This is a genomic window from Chlorobium ferrooxidans DSM 13031, assembly GCF_000168715.1.
In the GTDB taxonomy this organism is placed as follows: domain Bacteria; phylum Bacteroidota; class Chlorobiia; order Chlorobiales; family Chlorobiaceae; genus Chlorobium; species Chlorobium ferrooxidans.
In genome coordinates, this window is sequence record NZ_AASE01000010.1 from 25,113 (window position 1) to 43,284 (window position 18,172).

The 18,172-nt window shown below is 48.3% G+C and carries 17 protein-coding genes; 7 read left to right on the top strand and 10 right to left on the bottom strand.

Annotation, left to right across the window (positions count from 1 at the left end):
* Nucleotides 1-148: 148 nt before the first annotated feature.
* Nucleotides 149-1,192 (bottom strand): tRNA preQ1(34) S-adenosylmethionine ribosyltransferase-isomerase QueA, encoded by a 1,044-nt coding sequence (gene queA / locus CFERDRAFT_RS06515; protein ID WP_006366424.1) that lies wholly within the window; start codon nt 1,190-1,192, stop codon nt 149-151.
* The gene (hisD, locus tag CFERDRAFT_RS06520) at nt 1,189-2,475 is read right to left on the bottom strand and encodes a histidinol dehydrogenase (RefSeq protein WP_040433369.1); all 1,287 of its coding nucleotides are present in this window, start codon (nt 2,473-2,475) and stop codon (nt 1,189-1,191) included. The genes queA and hisD overlap by 4 nt, the downstream gene beginning before the upstream one ends.
* A 256-nt stretch (nt 2,476-2,731) precedes the next feature.
* Here hisD and mreB point away from each other — a divergent pair, with 256 nt between their 5' ends.
* The gene (gene mreB, locus CFERDRAFT_RS06525) at nt 2,732-3,760 is read left to right on the top strand and encodes a rod shape-determining protein (RefSeq protein ID WP_040433371.1); all 1,029 of its coding nucleotides are present in this window, start codon (nt 2,732-2,734) and stop codon (nt 3,758-3,760) included.
* Nucleotides 3,761-3,844: 84 nt separating this feature from the next.
* Here the strand turns inward: mreB and bshA are convergent, their stop codons facing one another.
* A complete protein-coding gene (gene bshA, locus CFERDRAFT_RS06530) occupies nt 3,845-4,981 on the bottom strand; it encodes an N-acetyl-alpha-D-glucosaminyl L-malate synthase BshA (RefSeq protein WP_006366427.1) in 1,137 nt (378 codons plus the stop codon).
* A 318-nt stretch (nt 4,982-5,299) separates the two neighbouring features.
* Here bshA and CFERDRAFT_RS06535 point away from each other — a divergent pair, with 318 nt between their 5' ends.
* The 4 genes from CFERDRAFT_RS06535 to ppk1 all read left to right on the top strand — a co-directional run bounded on the left by CFERDRAFT_RS06535 (nt 5,300) and on the right by ppk1 (nt 10,114).
* Nucleotides 5,300-5,650 carry a hypothetical protein gene (locus tag CFERDRAFT_RS06535; protein WP_040433381.1) on the top strand — a complete coding sequence of 117 codons (351 nt, stop codon included), beginning with the start codon at nt 5,300-5,302 and terminating at the stop codon, nt 5,648-5,650.
* Between the two features lie 225 nt (nt 5,651-5,875).
* On the top strand, nt 5,876-6,421 hold the full coding sequence (locus CFERDRAFT_RS06540; protein WP_006366428.1) for a pyruvoyl-dependent arginine decarboxylase: 546 nt from the start codon (nt 5,876-5,878) through the stop codon (nt 6,419-6,421).
* Between the two features lie 67 nt (nt 6,422-6,488).
* Nucleotides 6,489-7,991, top strand: coding sequence for an alkaline phosphatase (locus tag CFERDRAFT_RS06545; RefSeq protein ID WP_006366429.1), 1,503 nt, complete (start codon nt 6,489-6,491; stop codon nt 7,989-7,991).
* A 2-nt stretch (nt 7,992-7,993) separates the two neighbouring features.
* Nucleotides 7,994-10,114 carry a polyphosphate kinase 1 gene (gene ppk1, locus CFERDRAFT_RS06550; RefSeq protein ID WP_006366430.1) on the top strand — a complete coding sequence of 707 codons (2,121 nt, stop codon included), beginning with the start codon at nt 7,994-7,996 and terminating at the stop codon, nt 10,112-10,114.
* Between the two features lie 195 nt (nt 10,115-10,309).
* Here the strand turns inward: ppk1 and CFERDRAFT_RS06555 are convergent, their stop codons facing one another.
* A complete protein-coding gene (locus CFERDRAFT_RS06555; protein ID WP_006366431.1) occupies nt 10,310-10,522 on the bottom strand; it encodes a cold-shock protein in 213 nt (70 codons plus the stop codon).
* A gap of 567 nt (nt 10,523-11,089) precedes the next feature.
* Here CFERDRAFT_RS06555 and CFERDRAFT_RS06560 point away from each other — a divergent pair.
* Nucleotides 11,090-11,785, top strand: a complete 696-nt coding sequence (locus tag CFERDRAFT_RS06560) for a response regulator transcription factor (protein WP_006366432.1) — start codon at nt 11,090-11,092, stop codon at nt 11,783-11,785.
* 8 nt (nt 11,786-11,793) lie between these two features.
* On the opposite strand, the gene CFERDRAFT_RS06565 is transcribed toward CFERDRAFT_RS06560, so the two are convergent.
* The 6 genes from CFERDRAFT_RS06565 to CFERDRAFT_RS06590 all read right to left on the bottom strand — a co-directional run bounded on the left by CFERDRAFT_RS06565 (nt 11,794) and on the right by CFERDRAFT_RS06590 (nt 16,419).
* The gene (locus tag CFERDRAFT_RS06565) at nt 11,794-12,300 is read right to left on the bottom strand and encodes an NUDIX domain-containing protein (protein WP_040433383.1); all 507 of its coding nucleotides are present in this window, start codon (nt 12,298-12,300) and stop codon (nt 11,794-11,796) included.
* A gap of 165 nt (nt 12,301-12,465) precedes the next feature.
* Entirely contained in the window at nt 12,466-13,239 is a 774-nt protein-coding gene (locus CFERDRAFT_RS06570; protein ID WP_232209774.1) for a PstS family phosphate ABC transporter substrate-binding protein, read from the bottom strand.
* Nucleotides 13,240-13,425: 186 nt separating this feature from the next.
* Nucleotides 13,426-14,547: a putative porin gene (locus CFERDRAFT_RS06575; RefSeq protein WP_006366436.1), complete on the bottom strand. Its 1,122-nt coding sequence runs from the start codon at nt 14,545-14,547 to the stop codon at nt 13,426-13,428.
* Nucleotides 14,548-14,682: 135 nt separating this feature from the next.
* Nucleotides 14,683-14,943: a hypothetical protein gene (locus CFERDRAFT_RS06580; protein WP_040433374.1), complete on the bottom strand. Its 261-nt coding sequence runs from the start codon at nt 14,941-14,943 to the stop codon at nt 14,683-14,685.
* 73 nt (nt 14,944-15,016) lie between these two features.
* Complete coding sequence (locus CFERDRAFT_RS06585) at nt 15,017-15,679, bottom strand: GNAT family N-acetyltransferase (protein WP_006366438.1); 663 nt, start codon at nt 15,677-15,679, stop codon at nt 15,017-15,019.
* The gene (locus CFERDRAFT_RS06590; protein ID WP_156778018.1) at nt 15,667-16,419 is read right to left on the bottom strand and encodes a lysophospholipid acyltransferase family protein; all 753 of its coding nucleotides are present in this window, start codon (nt 16,417-16,419) and stop codon (nt 15,667-15,669) included. The genes CFERDRAFT_RS06585 and CFERDRAFT_RS06590 overlap by 13 nt, the downstream gene beginning before the upstream one ends.
* 210 nt (nt 16,420-16,629) lie before the next feature.
* On the opposite strand from CFERDRAFT_RS06590, the gene CFERDRAFT_RS06595 reads away from it, so the two are divergent.
* Nucleotides 16,630-18,123, top strand: a complete 1,494-nt coding sequence (locus CFERDRAFT_RS06595; protein ID WP_006366440.1) for an SLC13 family permease — start codon at nt 16,630-16,632, stop codon at nt 18,121-18,123.
* Nucleotides 18,124-18,172: the final 49 nt, after the last annotated feature.

Below are 18,172 nucleotides of genomic sequence, written 5' to 3' on the forward strand. Positions count from 1 at the left end.
TATTAAAATACCATACAAGCCATGTAAAAACAAAATAACCGGCACGCCCCGGCGCACTGAACACCGAAATTCCTTAGCCGGAAGAGCCGATTAAGCTCGTTTCTTAATGTGCGAGCGGAAAAACAGCGCCTTTCAGAAAAATAAAATCTTAAATAATCAGCATGCTGTCCCCGTAACTGAGAAAAAAATAGCCCTCTTCGAGTGCTGACTGGTAGGCTCTTTTAAGATGCTCAGCACCTGCAAATGCCGCCGTAAGCATCAGAACGGTAGAACGGGGTGCATGAAAATTGGTCAACAGAGCATCGATAACCTGAAAACTGTAACCCGGAAAAATAAAAATATCCGCCTCTCCGGTAATCGGAGCATCACCTGCCCGGCATGACGATCTGACAATACGCCCGGCGGCATGTTCAAGCGCCCTGGTCACCGTCGTTCCAACCGCTACAATCCTGCCGCCGGCCGCTTTCACCTTCCGGATTTTCTCAACGGTCTCTGCAGAAATCGAGTAGTACTCCCGATGCATGACATGCTCCCTGAGCGATTCCACCCTGATGGGAAGAAAGGTGCCGAGACCGACATGCAGCGTAACAGTGACGACATCAACACCCTTCAGTCGAATATTCTCAAGCAGCTCCGGCGTCATATTCAGGGAGGCAGTCGGAGCGGCAACCGAGCCGGGAAGCTCTGCAAACACCGTCTGGTATCGTTCCCTGTCAACCTCTTCAGCGTCCCGTTTGAGATAGGGAGGAATGGGTACTGCGCCGAAACGCTCAAAAAAATCCCGGATTGATCCACTCTGGCTACCCCCCCGAAACTCGATGCGGGCAACTCCATCATCGACAATATCCGAAACCAGCAGCTCCTTGTCATAAGCAACAAGCGTATCTCCTTTTTTCAGCTTCCCCCGGTAAAGCACCCGGTCCTGATCGGCCTGATGTTTTTCAAGCAGCATCAGCTCTATTTTGGCGCCGGTCTGCTTCAGGGCATGCAGGCGAGCCCGTACAACCTTTGTGTTGTTCAGCACCAGGAGGTCTCCGGGTTCGAGATATTCATCCAGAGCGGCATACCATGCATGCCTGAGCGCGCCCGAAGCCCGATCAAGTACAAGCATACGGGTTGAACCGCGCTCCTCTGGCGGGTAACAGGCGATCTTCTCTTCGGGCAGGTCGTAATCGAAGTCAGAAGCTCTCATAACGTCCTCAATCTTGCCCGGACAGCCTCTGCATGAGCCTGCAACCCCTCATGATCGGCAAATGCGGCAATTTTCTCTCCGCACCCCAGCAGCTGCTGCTTTGAGTAGGCAATAATTGAGGTGTGCTTGATGAAATCGCGCACCGACAGGGGAGAGAAAAACCGTGCTGTGCCGTTGGTAGGAAGGGTATGGTTCGGCCCGGCGTAGTAGTCTCCGATGGTTTCACAGGAGTACCCCCCCATGAATATCGCACCGGCATGATGAATCAGTGGAAGAATATCCCAGGGGTGCTCCACATGCAGCTCCAGATGCTCCGGGGCAATCATGTCCGATACCGTGCAGGCCTCTTCAAGCGAGTCAACCACTACAATGGCACCGTTCTCCTTGAGGGCGGATGCAATAATATCCTTGCGAAGCATGGAGGGGAGGCGCTCTTCTGCACATCGCCGAACAGCCTCGGCAAGCGCTTCAGAGGGAGTAATCAGTACCGCTGAAGCATCGGGATCATGCTCCGCCTGTGCGAACAGGTCAAGAACAATAAATTCGGGATTGGCTGACGCATCAGCAATAACAACCACTTCGGAGGGGCCGGCAATGCTGTCGATGGCCACATGACCGAACACCTGTTTTTTTGCCAGTGCCACATATTTATTACCCGGACCGGTAATGATATCAACTTTCGGAACCGTTTCGGTGCCATAGGCAAACGCCGCTACGGCCTGGGCACCGCCAAGCTTGTAGACCGAATCGATACCCGCCACAGCGGCTGCGGCAAGAATATGCGGGCTCACCTCTCCCGACGGGTCACAGGGAGTCGTCATAAAAATCTCCTTCACTCCGGCAACCTTTGCCGGGGCTGCATTCATAAGCAGCGAAGAGGGGTAGGAGGCTTTTCCTCCAGGTACGTAGAGCAGGGCCTTTTGCATGGCCGTCACCCGCTGGCCGAGCAGAACACCTCCCTCACTCTCATAAAAAAAACTCTTCTCTACCTCATGCTCATGAAAACGCAGAATGTTGCTGTAGGCCTCCCTGAGGACGGTAACAAACCCAGGATCTGCCTGCCGGTAAGCCTCCTCTATGGCATCGGGAGAAACTTTCATCTCAGAAAGCCGCACACCCTGGAACTGTTCGGTATAGTCAAGCACGGCACTATCACCATGGTGAAGAACACGCTGCAAAATCTCATCAACGGCAGACTGAACTGCAGGGTCAAACGCAACACTGCGGGTCAACTGTTTTTTCAGGGCTGGACGCTCTTCAGCAAAACGATATATGGGCAGCACTTCTCGGGAATTTATGGTTTTCAGGATCACAAGAATTTCAACATCATAATGTACTCAATAACCGTATTTATAGAAACCCTGCATCAGAAAGGCACTCCCAGTAAAAAATCACGAAAAAAAGCACCGTTAAGAGGCTCTTTTGATTTGAAAAAAAAGTTCCATTAACTACCTTAAGAGTTCAGTTGAAACCTTGGACGAGAGCATGAAAAGAGGTTCATCCAAGCCACGAAGATCCCACTTTCAGAACTATGATAACATGAGCTTTTTCAGCAGTCTGTTCAGAGATATCGCCATTGATCTCGGAACAGCAAATACACTGATTTTTATTCGCGATAAAGGAGTTGTTTTAAACGAGCCCTCAATTGTTGCCCGTGAACGCAATACAGGAAAGGTCGTCGCTATCGGCCAGGAAGCCCTTCTCATGCACGAAAAAACCCATCCCGGCATTGTCACCATCCGTCCGCTTGCCAATGGCGTAATCGCAGACTATGAGGCCACGGAAGAGCTGATCAAGGGACTGATCAATAAAACAAAGAGCCAGTTCTCCTTCGGCATCCGCCGCATGGTCATCGGCATACCCTCAGGCATCACCGAAGTTGAAAAAAGAGCCGTACGCGACTCGGCAGAACATGTCGGAGCAAAAGAGGTCTATCTGGTTGCCGAGCCTATGGCTGCGGCAATCGGCATCGGTCTTGACGTCAAGGAGCCCATGGGCAACATGATTGTTGATATCGGTGGAGGTACAACGGAAATCGCAGTTATATCACTCGGAGGCATCGCATCCGGAGAGTCACTTCGGGTAGCCGGTACTGATATCACCAACTCGATTGTCCGGCACTTCCGCAAGGCATATAACCTTGCCATCGGCGAACGCACAGCCGAAGATGTCAAAATCAAGATTGCCTCTGCCTATAAACTTGAAAAGGAGCTGACAATGAATGTCAGGGGCAGAAACCTTGTCACCGCACTTCCCGAAGAGCGCGAGGTCAACTCATCGACAATCAGGGAGGCTATCGCTACGCCGATCAACCAGATCATCACCTCGATCAAGAAAAGCCTTGAGGTCACCAAACCTGAACTCTCGGCCGACATTCTCGACCGAGGCCTCTTTCTTGCCGGCGGCGGCGCACTCATCAAGGGGTTGGACAAAAAAATCAACGAGGAGACAAAACTTGCCGTCCATATCAGCGAAGACCCGCTGACCGCAGTGGCAAGAGGTACCGGCGAGGTACTTGAAAACCTTGAAAAGTATCGTACTGTCCTGCTCTCGACCAAACGCTACTGATAAAAAAAGACTCTAACGCAAAAAGCCCCGGTCCGTCGGGGCTTTTTTGTTTATTCAAATTCGTCGAGACAAGGCGGGATGTTGTCAAGACTCTCCGATGAGACGCATATAATACCGCTCATACTCCTCAACAAGCAGCGCTGTTTCATACCGCTTTGCCTGCTCGACGCAGGCTTCTGAACACGCAAGCCAGTGATTTGGGTCAGTGAGGAGGAGCAGCGATTTTTCCGTCATGGCCTCAATATCTCCGGGAGGAAGCAGATAGCCGTGCTTGCCGGGCACAATAAACTCCGGGAATCCGCCCGCCATGGTAGCCACAACCGGAACACCGCAGGCCATCGCTTCAAGTGCCGCAAGTCCGAACGACTCGGCATTGCTCGGCATCAGCATAAGATCAGCCATGGAGAGCAGCGGAACGATATCGTCCAGCTTGCCGAGAAAGCGTACCCGGTCGTTAATCCCCAGCTGCCGGGCAAGCTCCTCTGCTCCGCTCCGCTCCGGTCCGTCACCGACAAGCAGCAGTGTTGCCTTGATCTGACGGCTCACTCCATGAAAAATCCGGATGATATCACCGATGCACTTTACCGGCCTGAAATTGGAGATATGAATAACAATCTTCTCATCGCCGATACCAAGCTGTTCACGGAGCTCCGCCCTGGGAGAGCGGAAAAAATATGAGGTATCAACAAAATTCGAAATAACCGTCACCTCCCGTTTCGGGCTGAACATCCTCACGGTCTCATCTCTCAGATAGCCTGACACGGCCGTCACCCCGTCGGACTTGTTGATGGCCAGACGCACAACATCCTGCATCCCGCTATCAGCCCCAACAACCGTGATATCGGTACCGTGAAGCGTGGTTGCAATCTTGAAGCAGTTCGAACCGCAGCACTTGTCCTCAAGCATCTGGCGGGCCAGCATCGCGCTCATGGCATGGGGAATAGCATAATGGGCATGCACCACATCCAGATGCTCAAACCGGGCAACCTGGGCAATTTTTGAAGCAAGAGCCATCGAGTAGAACGAGCATTCAAATAGCGGGTAGTGCATCAGCTCTACCTCGTGGTAGAAGATGTTCTTTGAAAAGGTACCAAGCCTGAACGGGAGCGACTGACTGAAAAAATGGATCGTGTGCCCCCTTGCGGCAAGCGCCTTGCCCAGCTCGGCGGCAATTGCACCGCTGCCGCCGTAGGTGGGATGACATAATATTCCGATTTTCATTGTTGCGGGTTTATGGTGTGTATTTCAAATATACCTCTAAAAGAAGGTAATAGTTGCATATGCCGCCACAAGCATTTGCCTTTGGGGCCGTAAATTCAAAACAAAGAGTGCTCACTGCATTATGGAAACCCCCTGCCTCACTCAAAGATTTACAGGCTATGCTGCACAGGCTGAGCGCCAGTTAGAAGCCTCATCCACTAAAAAATTGCTTTAAATTTTTACAATACCGTAACACAGCCGCTCTGGATTGCAACTCCATTAATGCTTATTTACAAAGGAGCAGCAATTCTCTTTTATTCCCCTGAAACAAGGAGTGCAATGAGCAGCGTTAAACCCTTTAAAATCATCATAGAGTGGAATGATCAGGAAGATTTTAATTTCAGCTGCGATTACGAGCATCCTGATTCAGAAAAAGCGAGAAAAAACGGCCCTGTGCATGCGATGCTCAGCTTCCCGGTCATGGCAGAAGCAATGGGCAATGTTCTCAAAAAACTGAGAAAAGATCCCATTTCATTCCCTCTGTTTCTTGTCAATCTGGCCTTCAATCACCGTAGTCTGCTCGATGAAATTGACCAATTGCTGTTGCAGCTTCACCATCATCTCGAAAATGAACAAGGATCGGGCACATTTTCCTGTCACATCTCCTCAAAGAAACGCCTGCCCCTGTAACCTCTTGTATCATCACCGGGAATAATGGTTTTTCGGAGATCACGGGAAGATTTAACACAGTGTTAACAATTCTGTTATAGCGGCTTTACTACCTTTCGATTCACTTGACCCTGACTCGTCTTCCTCCGGCGAACAAAACCGGAGAGTACGATACGTTTGCATGAAACCGCCCGGGGTTAAACAGGTAAAGTCTTTTAAAGAATAATTTAATATGGGGATACGACCGTGTCATTTGTGCCGAAAAAAGTTTTTTTCACCAAAGGTGTTGGACGTCATAAAGAGTATCTCTCTTCATTCGAGCTTGCCCTGAGAGAAGCCAAAATCGAGAAATGCAATCTGGTCACCGTTTCAAGTATTTTCCCCCCTCACTGTGAACGCATCAGCGTTGAAGAGGGTCTGAAACTGCTCTCTCCCGGTCAGATCACCTTTGCCGTCATGGCTCGCAACTCAACCAATGAGTACAACCGTCTTATCGCTTCTTCAGTCGGGGTAGCCATTCCTGCCGATGACGCACAATACGGCTACCTCTCGGAACACCATCCTTTCGGAGAATCTGCCGAACAGTCCGGAGAATATGCTGAAGATCTTGCCGCAACCATGCTTGCCACAACCCTTGGTATCGAGTTTGACCCCAACAAGGACTGGGACGAACGCGAAGGTATCTATAAAATGAGCGGCAAGATCATCAACTCCTACAATATCACCCAGGCGGCAGAAGGTGAAAACGGACTCTGGACAACAGTCATTTCATGCGCAGTTCTGCTGCCATAACAGCTTTTCTGAAAGGGCATACATCGCTCCTGGCTGATTAACGAAATATCAAACCCGTTCTGATCTTATGAACAAACCATCAAGGAGAGTGCACTATTTATCGGCAACGCTGCATTTGTTGCCGTTGGTATCCCTGATGGTATCAATCTCTCTCTTTTCGCAGGTAATAATTGGTGCTCCCGCACTCAAGCCCTCTGCAACAGCTGCGCCCCGCTATCTGTTTCTCTTTATCGGAGATGGAATGGGACCTGCACAGATTAAACTCGCTGATGCAGTGCTTGAGAATGGTCACGCGCTTAAAATGACCTCTTTTCCGGTTTTGGGGATGGCTACAACACATGCCGAAAACCGTTATATCACCGATTCCGGAGCTGCAAGCACCGCGCTTGCTACCGGAAGGAAAACTACTGTCGGGACCATTTCCATGGCCGGCAACCACCTTGACACGCTTTTGACCATAGCAGAAATGGCTAAAGCGAAGGGAATGAAAACAGGAATTGTGTCAAGCGTAGGCATTAATGATGCAACGCCTGCCTGCTTTTATGCCCATACCCCGTCCCGCAGCAACAGTTATGATATTGCCGTGCAGATGGCTTCGAGCGGGTTTGACTATTTTGGCGGCGGGTATGCCGAAGGTAATCTGCCGGAAAACCGTCAAAAAGCTCCTGCCTTCAAGGGTGATATTGCCGAACGCATGCGATCGGCAAAGTATCTCATCACACATAACCGCATTGAGCTGCAGAAGGTCAAACCGGGAATCCGTTGTTGGGCATACACCGGATATGATGCAAAAGCCGCCATGGATTATGCCATGGACCGGAACCCCGAAAACATTGCGCTTGATGAATTTACGCGGGAGGGTATTCGGTTGCTTGATAATCCTCACGGTTTTTTCATGATGGTTGAAGGAGGAAAAATCGACTGGGCATGCCATGCCAATGATGCTGCCGCTGCAGCTCACGATGTAAAGGCTTTTGATAATGCAATTGCAGAAGCTCTCGCATTTTACCGTCGTCACCCGAAGGAAACCCTGATTATTGTTACCGCTGATCATGAATGTGGCGGCCTCTCGCTCGGCAACAGAACAAATGGTTACGACACCCGCCTCAGCCTGCTGCGCCGACAGAAAATCTCGCACCAGCGCTTCTCGGAAAAAGTTTCATCATGGAAAAAAAGTGGCACCGTTACCTTTCCAATGGCAATCGACAGTGTAAATACCTATTACGGCATCAGCATGAAGGATGCGGACTCGACGCTTGCCCTCACTCCAGCGAACTACAAAACCCTTGAAGAGGCATACACAACAACCATAAAACCGGAATCAACGGACATCTTTACATCGGCTGTAACCGGATTGCTGAATGTGAGAGCGGGAATCGGATGGTCGAGCAACGCTCATACAGCTGTTCCGGTGCAGGTTTTTGCTATAGGAAAGGGTGCAGAACGCTTCAGAGGCTTTTACGACAATACCGATATTGCCAAAAAAATCATGCAGATCGCAGAACTGAAAAAAGATGCACCCTCCCGGATTAATCAAGTAAATAAGCACCGGTTAATATTACCTCAATAGTTATGCTGACCGCAGAGAACGAAACCAAAGCCGCCCTTCCGGATTTTTTCGATCCCGGATATTATATCAACAGAGAGCTGAGCTGGATCTATTTCAACCAGAGGGTGCTGGAGGAGTCTCTCCGATCAGAACTCCACCCCCTTCTGGAACGGGTAAAATTCATATCAATTTTCAGTTCAAATCTTGATGAATATTTCATGATCCGGGTTGCAGGCATCGAAGACCAGTATGATGCCGGTGTTCAGGAGCGGACTGTTGATGGTTATACTCCTGCCGAGCAGCTTGAGAAGATTCGCAGGATGGTTATTCATCAGCTCAAGCTCAGAAATGACTGTTTATATAATGATCTCATGCCTGCCATGCAGCGTGAGGGCATAGAGATCCTCCGTTTTTCGGAACTCCCGAATACACAGAAAAAATCACTCAGGGCATATTTCCACAGGGAGATCTTCCCTGTACTGACACCTTTGGCTTTCGATACAGGCCATCCATTCCCCTTTATGTCGAATCTCTCACTTAATCTTGCCATTGAGCTCGAAGATGAGAGCACCCTCGCCCGGAAATTTGCGAGAGTAAAAGTTCCAAGCATTTTGCCCCGTCTGATCCCACTCAATAATATCGAGGGATTTCCCGGTAGTGATCATAACTGTTCCGTCTTACAGTTCATCTGGCTGGAGGATCTCATTGAAAATAATCTCGGCGAACTGTTTCCGCAGATGCGGATCATCAAGTCCCATCTTTTCAGAGTGATCAGAAATGCTGATATCGAAATCGAGGAGGATGAAGCCGGAGATCTCCTCGAAACCATTGAGCAGGGGATTCTGTCACGACGCTACGGAAAGGTCGTCCGTCTTGACATCACACCGGACATGCCGCTCGGGATAAGAAAGCTGCTTATGAAAAATCTTGGTGTAACCCAAAGAAACGTCTATGAAATTGACGGTGTGCTTGGTATGGGGGCACTTCTCGATCTTCTGAAAATAGATCGTCCTGAACTGAAAGATGATCCCTTTGTACCACACAACCCTATTGAAGAAGAATACGGCCAGAACATTTTCCGCGCAATAAGTACAAAAGATCACTTGCTTTACCATCCATACGACTCCTTTCAGCCTGTAGTCGATTTAATCACGAAGGCTGCGACTGATCCTGATGTCCTGTCAATCAAGCAGACTCTTTACCGGGTAGGAAGCAACTCGCCTGTCGTCAAGGCCCTGATGAGGGCCGCTGAGGCCGGCAAACAGGTGGCGGTGCTCGTAGAACTCAAGGCAAGATTCGACGAAGAGAACAACATTGTATGGGCACGGGCACTCGAAGATGTCGGCGTTCATGTCTGTTATGGTCTGCCGGGCCTTAAAATCCACGCAAAACTCACCATGATTGTGCGCCGGGAGCAGCAAAAACTGAAACACTATCTGCATCTCGGTACAGGTAACTATAATCCGGCTACGGGGAAGATCTATACTGATTACAGCCTCTTTACCACCAATGAAGCGCTTGCCAACGATGTAGCTGAACTGTTCAATGCTCTGACCGGATATTCAAAACATACCGGGTACTTAAAACTGCTGGTATCTCCGATCAATACGAGAAAGAGAGTTATCGAAATGATTGAAAGGGAATCAGCATGGAGCCAAAAATCAGAGAATGGCCGTATCATCATGAAAATGAATGCACTCGTGGACGCCAAAACCATCAGGGCACTCTATAAAGCATCCTGCAAAGGGGTAAAAATCGAACTGATCGTAAGGGGCGTCTGCTGCCTTAAACCCGGAATACCTGATGTGAGTGCAAATATCAGGGTCATCAGTGTTATCGGGAGATTTCTTGAACACAGCAGAGCTTACTACTTCCATAATGGCGGAGATCCGGAACTCTATCTCGGCAGCGCTGATATCATGCCAAGAAATCTCGACGAGCGGATTGAAACACTCTTTCCTGTTTTTGATAACACCTGCATCAGCAGGGTAAAATCGGACCTTGACCTTATCATAAGCGACAATGTCAAGGCCTGGATAATGAACCCTGAGGGAACCTACTCAATGATTGAGAGCGAAGCACCGCCAATAAACAGTCAGGCTCTTTTTTTAAGCCGATCCTCAAGGAATAAAACGTCAATTTAAGGCAGGGCAAAGAAGATCTGATGGCCAATCCTGCTTTGCATCATGAACAATCAGGCTGACCGTCCAATTCATCATCATCAGTATGAACCTGAAAACCGTGATTAAAGATTGCCGAGACATACCGTGATACACGTTACTTGATACACAACCTCCCCCGCTCACCTCGCAGGGCTCAAAGCCCTGGAATTGGTAACTCTATCCCTGCTTTTCACGGACATTCAAAGCCTGAAGCCTGTTGCCTCTCGCTTCAAGTTCAAAATCCACGTCAGCATCCTGATTTAAAAACCTGAATTTCTCTTCAGAAACAATGTTCGAGAAGTGAACAAAAATATCCTCTCCTCCATTCGGATTGAGAATAAAGCCAAATCCTTTTCGGACATCGAACCATTTAACTTTACCGTTTACCATCTGTATATATTTTCGGATAACGACTCAGCGAAGCCCCGTGACTTCCGGGTTATTGATTACAACCTCAGCTTTACAGCCTCAGTTTCTTTCAATGTACGCTCCATCGTATTGTGGAGGTGTTACGGGAGTGCAACAAGATTGTGAACACTTCACATGACAACATGGATCACACTTGACCAATCCACAAGCCGCATGAATTGTCGGAAGTGAGTAACAAGGCAAATCTCTTTTGAGTTAAAATTAAGCCGGAAATGTTACGGAATTATTACGAAATGGTTGAGGAACTGTAAACTATTCCAGGCAGAGAACAGGCGCACTCTGCTTAATGAGAAAAGTTTACGATCTTCTGATATCACGGAGAGATACACAATTGAGAAGACTTTCCGGAAGTACCGGGTTACTCAAAATAATTCCTCAACACCATAATTTTGGCGCTCAATCATCAAGCGCATTAACCATGAAATCAATTCAGGTATACCCCCTGTTTGTTTTGACGAAAATTCTGTGTGCTTAAACCGCCCCGTTCTTCATAAATATGCCGAGACTTTAAATATTAAAACAAACGCTATGCCGAATCCATTGCTTCTTGTTGTTGAAGATGACCGGAATCTCTCAAAGCTCCTGGAATTCAATCTTGAGCGGGCTGGATATGCATGCAAAATTTCTGAAAGTGGAGAAAACGCTTTTGAGCAGCTTTCCCGAAAATGTTTTGATCTTATTCTGCTCGATATCATGCTTCCAGGTATGAACGGATTTGAACTTTGTCAGAAAATCAAACAGCATCAGATATACAAAGATATTCCAATCATCATGCTGACGGCAAAAGGGGAAGAGATCGACAGAATCCTCGGTTTTGAACTCGGTATTGATGACTATGTTGTCAAACCGTTCAGCCCCCGTGAACTGAACCTTCGAATACGGGCGGTGCTGAAAAGGGATAGAAGAAAGTCTGCTAAAATGCAGGAAATCCTGAATGGCGATGGTATAGTTATTGACCTTTCACGGCACAGAGTTACTTCGGATCAACGTGAACTGGAACTGACTCTCATGGAGTTCAAACTTCTCGTTGCACTGCTCAAAAGAAAGGGCGAGGCACAATCGCGAGAGACGCTGCTCAGCGATGTATGGGATGTAGACAGAAACATAAACACCAGAACTATTGATACCCATATTACAAGGCTCAGAGAAAAGCTTGGAGAAAAGGGCAATCTGATCAAGACACTGCGGGGAATAGGCTACAAGTTTGAAGGGGAAAAAGAGTAACGCCTGATTCATGATACTAATTCGGTTAATGCTGCATCATGAATGATCTGGCGGTGCAGGGGGATGCGCACTTCAGGCCGGAGATGATAAGGATAAAAGGCTCCTTCCAGGAGCTCATGGTTCAGAAATATAAGCTCATCTTCAACAACTACCCTGTAGGCAATGATAAGCAGCGAACCATACTTTTCCACTTCACGTTGATAGACACCGATCAACCGGTCAATCTTTCCGGAAAGTGAAGTCTCTTCCTTAAGCTCCCGCAGGCATCCTTCATGGGCTTCCTCTCCGGCCTCAAGAAATCCACCCGGAAGAGCCCATTCATTACCTGCGGGTTCATGGGCTCGCCGGACTATAAGAAGTTCGTCTTTGTTGTTGACAACATAAGCTAAAGCTGCCGGAACGGGATTGATATAATGCACCCATGAACATGACAGGCAAATCTTCCGTTCACGTCCATTGATCATGGACCATTCCAGTGTTTTACTGCATACCGGACAGAATGAAAATGGCTTCACCATCTCTGCATTAAATTGTTGCACAAGCAATACCAGGTAAACAAAACAGCAACAGCAACCTTTACACGTTTATAGACCCTCCGGAATCACAAGAAGCCGTACCGGGCAGGAACAGCTTCTTGTGATTAAATGATTTTTATTCGAACAGAGAGCTTTGATAGCGGCTCAATGGATATTGACAAACCCTGATTCGCTGATCAACCGTTTGCCCTCTTCGGTTTTGGCAAGATCAATGAACTGCTTGACTGCTCCGGTCGGCTGACCGTTGGTGTACATGAAGAGCGGGCGGTGAATCGGGTAGGTGCCGTTTTTAACCGTGCGAACATCGGCATCAACACCGTCAACCAGCACTGCTTTTACCGAACTGTCTACAAAACCCATTCCGATATAGCTCACTGCCGCCGGAGTTGAAGCAACACGGCTCTTGATTGAACCGTTGCTCGACTGGGTTTCTGCTCTCTTGGAAATCGGGTTATCCTTGCCCATCACCAGCTCCTTGAAGGAGTCAGCCGTACCGCTGTTTGATTCACGCTGGATAATGACGATTGCGGCATTCGGTCCGCCAACCTGGTTCCAGTTGGTGTATTTGCCCATGTAGATTCCGCGGATCTGTGCTTTTGAGAGCGCATTGACGCGGTTGCTCGGGTGAACGACAATCGACAGACCGTCAAGAGCAATAATGTGTTCAACCGGGTTGACACCTTTGGCTTTTGCTGCGGCAATCTCCTTGTCTTTCATCTCCCTTGACATGGTTGCGATGTCACAGGTTTTGTTGATCAGGCTTTTTGCCCCGTTGCCTGAACCGGACTCACTTACCACGACCTGTACACCGGTGGTTTTGGTAAAGTAACCGGCAAATGCCTTGGCGATCGGTCCAACCGTGGTCGAACCATCGATAACGATTTTTCCGGCAGCTTCAGCCGTGCCTGACGTTGTCAGACCAAATACTGCTGCGGTTAAAGAAATTTTCTGAAGAGTTTCATGGTTTTGATGGTATTTGAAATTAAGAGTAGAAAAAGTTATCTGTTTTGGCGCTCTCGTTTGCCGGCTATAAAAGCCCCCCTGTTGGAGAGCAGGGGGACACAATCATAACACACAACAGAAAGAACACAACACACACACGGTTTAGAACTTGACGACAACATCGGCCATGAGCAGATGATTGGTAATGTTGGCTACATCAATAGTCTTGAAATTGAAGTAGTTTGCTCCAACCGTCAGGTTCTGCACGAGATGAAAGACACCACCGATTTTATAGCCGTGCAGATTGGTTGCCGCTCCGGCATTCCGGTCTGAATCGGTCAGAATCGTAAGGGCATCGCGCTCGATTCTGACATAATCAGCATTGACTGACCACTGCCCGACCTGTTTGGCATCACCGATCTTGATCTCGGCAAGGTAACTGTCCCGCTTTGTGTCATCGATCCCGGAGGCATCAGCATTTTTGGCCATGTTGCGGGCATACTGACCGGTAATCTTCCACGGCAGCTTTTCCGTGATCTGGCCGCCGACGGTACCGAACAGCTCGGCTATATTGAAATCCTTTTTGGAATAGTCGTATGCCGGAGAGTAGGTGGTCGTGTTGACTACATCGAAATTCGCATAGTTATAGTAACCGGCTCCTAATTGATAACTCACTTCGCTGATCTCACCTTTATATGCCGCCTGGCCAGCCAGAATATAGGCATCCTTTTCTGCTACCGCCGTTCTGGATGAACGCTCGTTAAGCGGGAAGTAGCCGACAACTGCCGTCAGGCCATCCTTCTCCTTGCCGTCACTCTCCTTGCCATACTGGAGCGTTAACCCTTCAAAGGTAAGATCGCTGTCCCATACCAGATCGTTGACCACGACCAGATCACTGGCAACAGCCCGTTTACCCAGAATGATATTGGCCGCTCCGTTCATGCCGTAAGCCATCGGATGGTAGTCGATGAAGTATTCGTTCAGGTAGACCGGATCGGCAAGAAACTGATCATCAATGGTCTCGTTGCGGGAGGTCGTTTCCGTAAGACTTCCGGTCGAGAGTTGAATGCCGCCCGAAAGCTCTTCATTGATCCACGGATAGACACCAAGACGGACTCGGCTGCGGTGGCGGTCGCGACTGTGTTCTCCGGTAGCGCCATCGGTGTGGCGAAGATCGGACTGATAACGGTAACGCAGATCACCTTTCCATGTCAGGTCAACAGCCTCGGCGTTACTGAATCCGAGGGCCGCTGCAAGACCGACCATCATTGCTATTTTTTTCATGCTCTTTGGGGTTGGTTGATGTTGTGAGTACACAAAACTTTTATCGCATCATTTTTGCTCTCCAAACATACCATTAGTAGTGTTAAGGAATTGTTACACAAGTGTGACAAGATTGAAAACAATACCATGCCATTATTAAAGATGTAAATCGGTAACAATGACAGCACCATGGAACCGTTTATCCGGAAACACAACCCGACCCTTGGAATTGATGACAAGATGGGGATAACCCGACTGCTCAAGCAGGAGCAAAAGCTTTGCGAAATCTTTTTTCCCTGCAGGCCTGATTATAATGTCAGCCAGAACGTCTACTTTTTTCACATCATGCTCTTTCAGCTCCTCCTGCAAAAAGAACTCCCCCTTTATCGCCGATCTCAATTCGTCCAGACGCAGCATGATATCTCCTGTCTTCTGTTATGAAGAGGCCTCACGTTATTGATAGAGCACCTTACAGAGTGATAGGTTGTCTTCAGGATATGGTTGTCCGTGTCAGAGATGCCTTGCGCTCAAAAATCACTTTCAACCCATCTGTCAACTCCTGATAAATCCGGCTTTTACTGTCTTTGACCCGACTATAAAGCTTCAGAATATCAAGCGTGAGAATAATACGGGTGGAACTGCAGTTCAATTCACCAAAAAGATGCTTTCCGACTACCTCAAAGCCGAGCACTCTGGTATGAAAGTTAAGGGGTGAATGTACTTCACCCTCGAAAACATCGGTAATGAAATGGGTGTAATCACGTTCCAGTACCTCGGCAACAGCAGCTTTCATCAGACGAAGTGCCACCCTGGGATTTCTGCGAAACTCCTCAAGAATCATAAATCTGCCAATCTCGACATATCGCCCTGCCTTTTTCAGCACTTCGATGTTTATACCCGGCATAAATTTCACATCGTACTCTTCCGGGAGATCAAAAGAGGGGTCATAAAGCAAACGAATAACACCTGCAGGCCGGCCATTGATTCTGGCCAGAAACCATGAAAACTCCCTGTTCCCGGAAAGTTCATCCGGAATCTGGTTCTGAGCAGTGCTGATCCAGTTTTTTTCATCACAAAAGACCTGCTTGACTACGTCGAGCGCACAGGCTCGATCATGGGCACTTTCAATCCTGCTAACGATTACACTGGACATAGGCTCTCCTTTGGATTAAGGGTTGCTTCATGCTGAGAGAACTGCTTTGAGGGAGAGGGTGAGCTGTATCGCTTGCCGGATAGTTCAGACAAAGCGAGCATAATCTCATGGGTAACATCAGCAGCAATTCGGTGCAATTCAACTTGCCCGGTAATATCACTGGATGCGTCCTCGATAATAGTCCGGTAAGCATCGGACTGTTGTGCGAAATAAAGAGGAGCTCCAATCCTGATGATGGTTCTGCCGAGAATGGGAATTTTTCCTTTTGTTCTCCTGCTCTTGAAGTCAATTCCGACAGGTATTACGGGTGCTCCTGATTTCAAGGCGATATGACCAATACCGGGCTTGCCTTTGACAAGAGTTTCCGGATTCCTGTTACGTTTCCCTTCAGGAAAAATCCCGATGCTCTGTCCGGCAAAAAGCTTCAGTGTGCAGCGCTCCACGGTATCACCGGCAGAGATCGACGAACGTTTCGCTTCAATCCAGGAAATGGTTGAGCGCTTGCTGTAGACATAGACCGGGTCGATCAAGTTCATCAGACTGCCCAGCAGAGGAATTTTACCATACATCCAGTCAATGACGAAACTGATGGTTCGACCGCCAAGATGGTAGAAAAGAAAAACAGGCACCATAAGGGCCTCAAGCGAATTATTATGGTTAAAGGCATAAATACATGCGCCTTCTGAACGGGGTAGATTCTCTATACCCGAAGAGCTGGTTAGCAGGAAATTTGGCAGCATAAGTGCTCTCAAAAGCAATGCCCTCCCTCGCGGTAATAATGGCAGCGGCTTGAAGAGCTGTTCCCTGTTTACGTTCATGGTCTTTGCGTTGGCATTCCATCACCCTGAAAACAGATTATCGGCTTCTTGAATACAAGAAAACAAATCAGTGTTGGGGAATAGTTACGATCGTGCAACGATTCTGTGAAATCGCATTACAAGGTGCTCTTCATGTACTATCATGCGGGGAAAAAGAGGAAGCCAATGGAGCTGCTGCAAAATACAGTCATCCTGCTGACCGGCTTTCTTCTTTCGGAGATGCTTGTATCGACAGGAACACATCAAAGAGTTATCGATTATCTTCTCGGGCGTTCCGGTAATAACCTGAACGCTCTTTTAACGGCAGTTCTTCTGCTCTCCTATACCCTCTCGATCTTTATCTCCCATACGATTGTAGTCATCTCGATGATTCCTGTCATAAACCGGATTGTGTCCATTGCTCAGGATGAGGATGAAAGAAAATCAGCCGCCTCACTGCTTTACCTTGCTGTCACCTACGGCACCAATACCGGAGGAATGGCCTCCCTGACCGGAAGCCCGCAAAATCTTTTAGCCATAGCTCTTGCCGAACTATACAAGATTGAAAACCGGACACTGATCACGTTTGTCTCCTGGCTTGGAGTCGGCCTGCCGGCAACGCTCATGCTGCTTTTCCTTGGACGGTCAACGATTCTTTTTACAGCCAAAACACTTCATACGCCATCATTATTCTCTTCAGGCCGCAAAGTACCATGCGCTTTACCACACAAACCTCTTCGTCTTCTCACAAGCAACCTCATACTTGTCAGTACATTGAGCGGCCTGCAATTTTTTTTCAAACCGGAGCCGGTATTTTTATCATTAAACCTCATCGATCTCTGCTTTGTGACCTACGGCGCACTCTTTCTTCTTGTAGCATTCATCCTGCCAAAAAAGAACGGGCAAACCGGAGTCATGCTTATGAACCTGATCTTTTTTTTACTTCACCTGGCTGGATCTCCCCTGATCTTTTTCAGCCGTCTCTTCAGAGAGCTGGAATCACATATCGGCCTCTCTCTGAAAAATATCTACCGTAACCTCGAGCTGATTTTCACTTTTCTTTTTAACAGCGTATGGAACCGCTGCTTTCAGGAACCGATCACCAATCTTGAACTTCCGAACACCCGCGCAAAACTGTCAATCAATCTCATCCTGAAAGATCTCCCTTACGTCGGCATCACCCTCGTTGCTCTGACGGGTATGGCACTCTATCTGCTCGTCACTGTATGGAATGTTCAGACTGCAATGACGCTTGAGGATTATCACCTGACAACAATCAAATCAACGCTTCTCTATGCAGTCGAAATGTTCGGCAACCGTTATATCCGGCTGATTTCAGTGGTCTTACTCATCATTTTCGCATCCGAACTGTTAAGTAATTCCGCTCTGATACTTTTGCTTGCGCCCCTCTCAACAGATCTCGGCGCACAAACCGCTTTGCCTCCGATAATGATGCTGCTCACTATCACCATTGCAGCTTCAAGCGCAAGCATGACACCGCTTGCCTCCATGGCTAACACCATTGCATTCGGGAGCATCAAAAAGGTTTCACTCAGAATTACTCTCTTACCCGGCTTTATTATGAATATCCTGGCGGCAATAGTAGTGGCAGCTGTTTTTTCCCTTCTCTCAGCTCTGATCTTGTAGGGAATCAAAAAAAAGCAAGCGTCAACACCCTAAAACTGTGGCGTAAATG

What these genes read in the sequence shown, in the direction of transcription:
- queA (WP_006366424.1), bottom strand. Translation starts at nt 1,192, where the DNA reads ATGAGAGCTTCTGACTTCGATTACGACCTGCCCGAAGAGAAGATCGCC.
- mreB (WP_040433371.1), top strand. Translation starts at nt 2,732, where the DNA reads ATGAGCTTTTTCAGCAGTCTGTTCAGAGATATCGCCATTGATCTCGGA.
- bshA (WP_006366427.1), bottom strand. Translation starts at nt 4,981, where the DNA reads ATGAAAATCGGAATATTATGTCATCCCACCTACGGCGGCAGCGGTGCA.
- CFERDRAFT_RS06535 (WP_040433381.1), top strand. Translation starts at nt 5,300, where the DNA reads ATGAGCAGCGTTAAACCCTTTAAAATCATCATAGAGTGGAATGATCAG.
- CFERDRAFT_RS06545 (WP_006366429.1), top strand. Translation starts at nt 6,489, where the DNA reads ATGAACAAACCATCAAGGAGAGTGCACTATTTATCGGCAACGCTGCAT.
- ppk1 (WP_006366430.1), top strand. Translation starts at nt 7,994, where the DNA reads ATGCTGACCGCAGAGAACGAAACCAAAGCCGCCCTTCCGGATTTTTTC.
- CFERDRAFT_RS06555 (WP_006366431.1), bottom strand. Translation starts at nt 10,522, where the DNA reads ATGGTAAACGGTAAAGTTAAATGGTTCGATGTCCGAAAAGGATTTGGC.
- CFERDRAFT_RS06560 (WP_006366432.1), top strand. Translation starts at nt 11,090, where the DNA reads ATGCCGAATCCATTGCTTCTTGTTGTTGAAGATGACCGGAATCTCTCA.
- CFERDRAFT_RS06575 (WP_006366436.1), bottom strand. Translation starts at nt 14,547, where the DNA reads ATGAAAAAAATAGCAATGATGGTCGGTCTTGCAGCGGCCCTCGGATTC.
- CFERDRAFT_RS06580 (WP_040433374.1), bottom strand. Translation starts at nt 14,943, where the DNA reads ATGCTGCGTCTGGACGAATTGAGATCGGCGATAAAGGGGGAGTTCTTT.
- CFERDRAFT_RS06585 (WP_006366438.1), bottom strand. Translation starts at nt 15,679, where the DNA reads ATGTCCAGTGTAATCGTTAGCAGGATTGAAAGTGCCCATGATCGAGCC.
- CFERDRAFT_RS06590 (WP_156778018.1), bottom strand. Translation starts at nt 16,419, where the DNA reads ATGCTGCCAAATTTCCTGCTAACCAGCTCTTCGGGTATAGAGAATCTA.
- CFERDRAFT_RS06595 (WP_006366440.1), top strand. Translation starts at nt 16,630, where the DNA reads ATGTACTATCATGCGGGGAAAAAGAGGAAGCCAATGGAGCTGCTGCAA.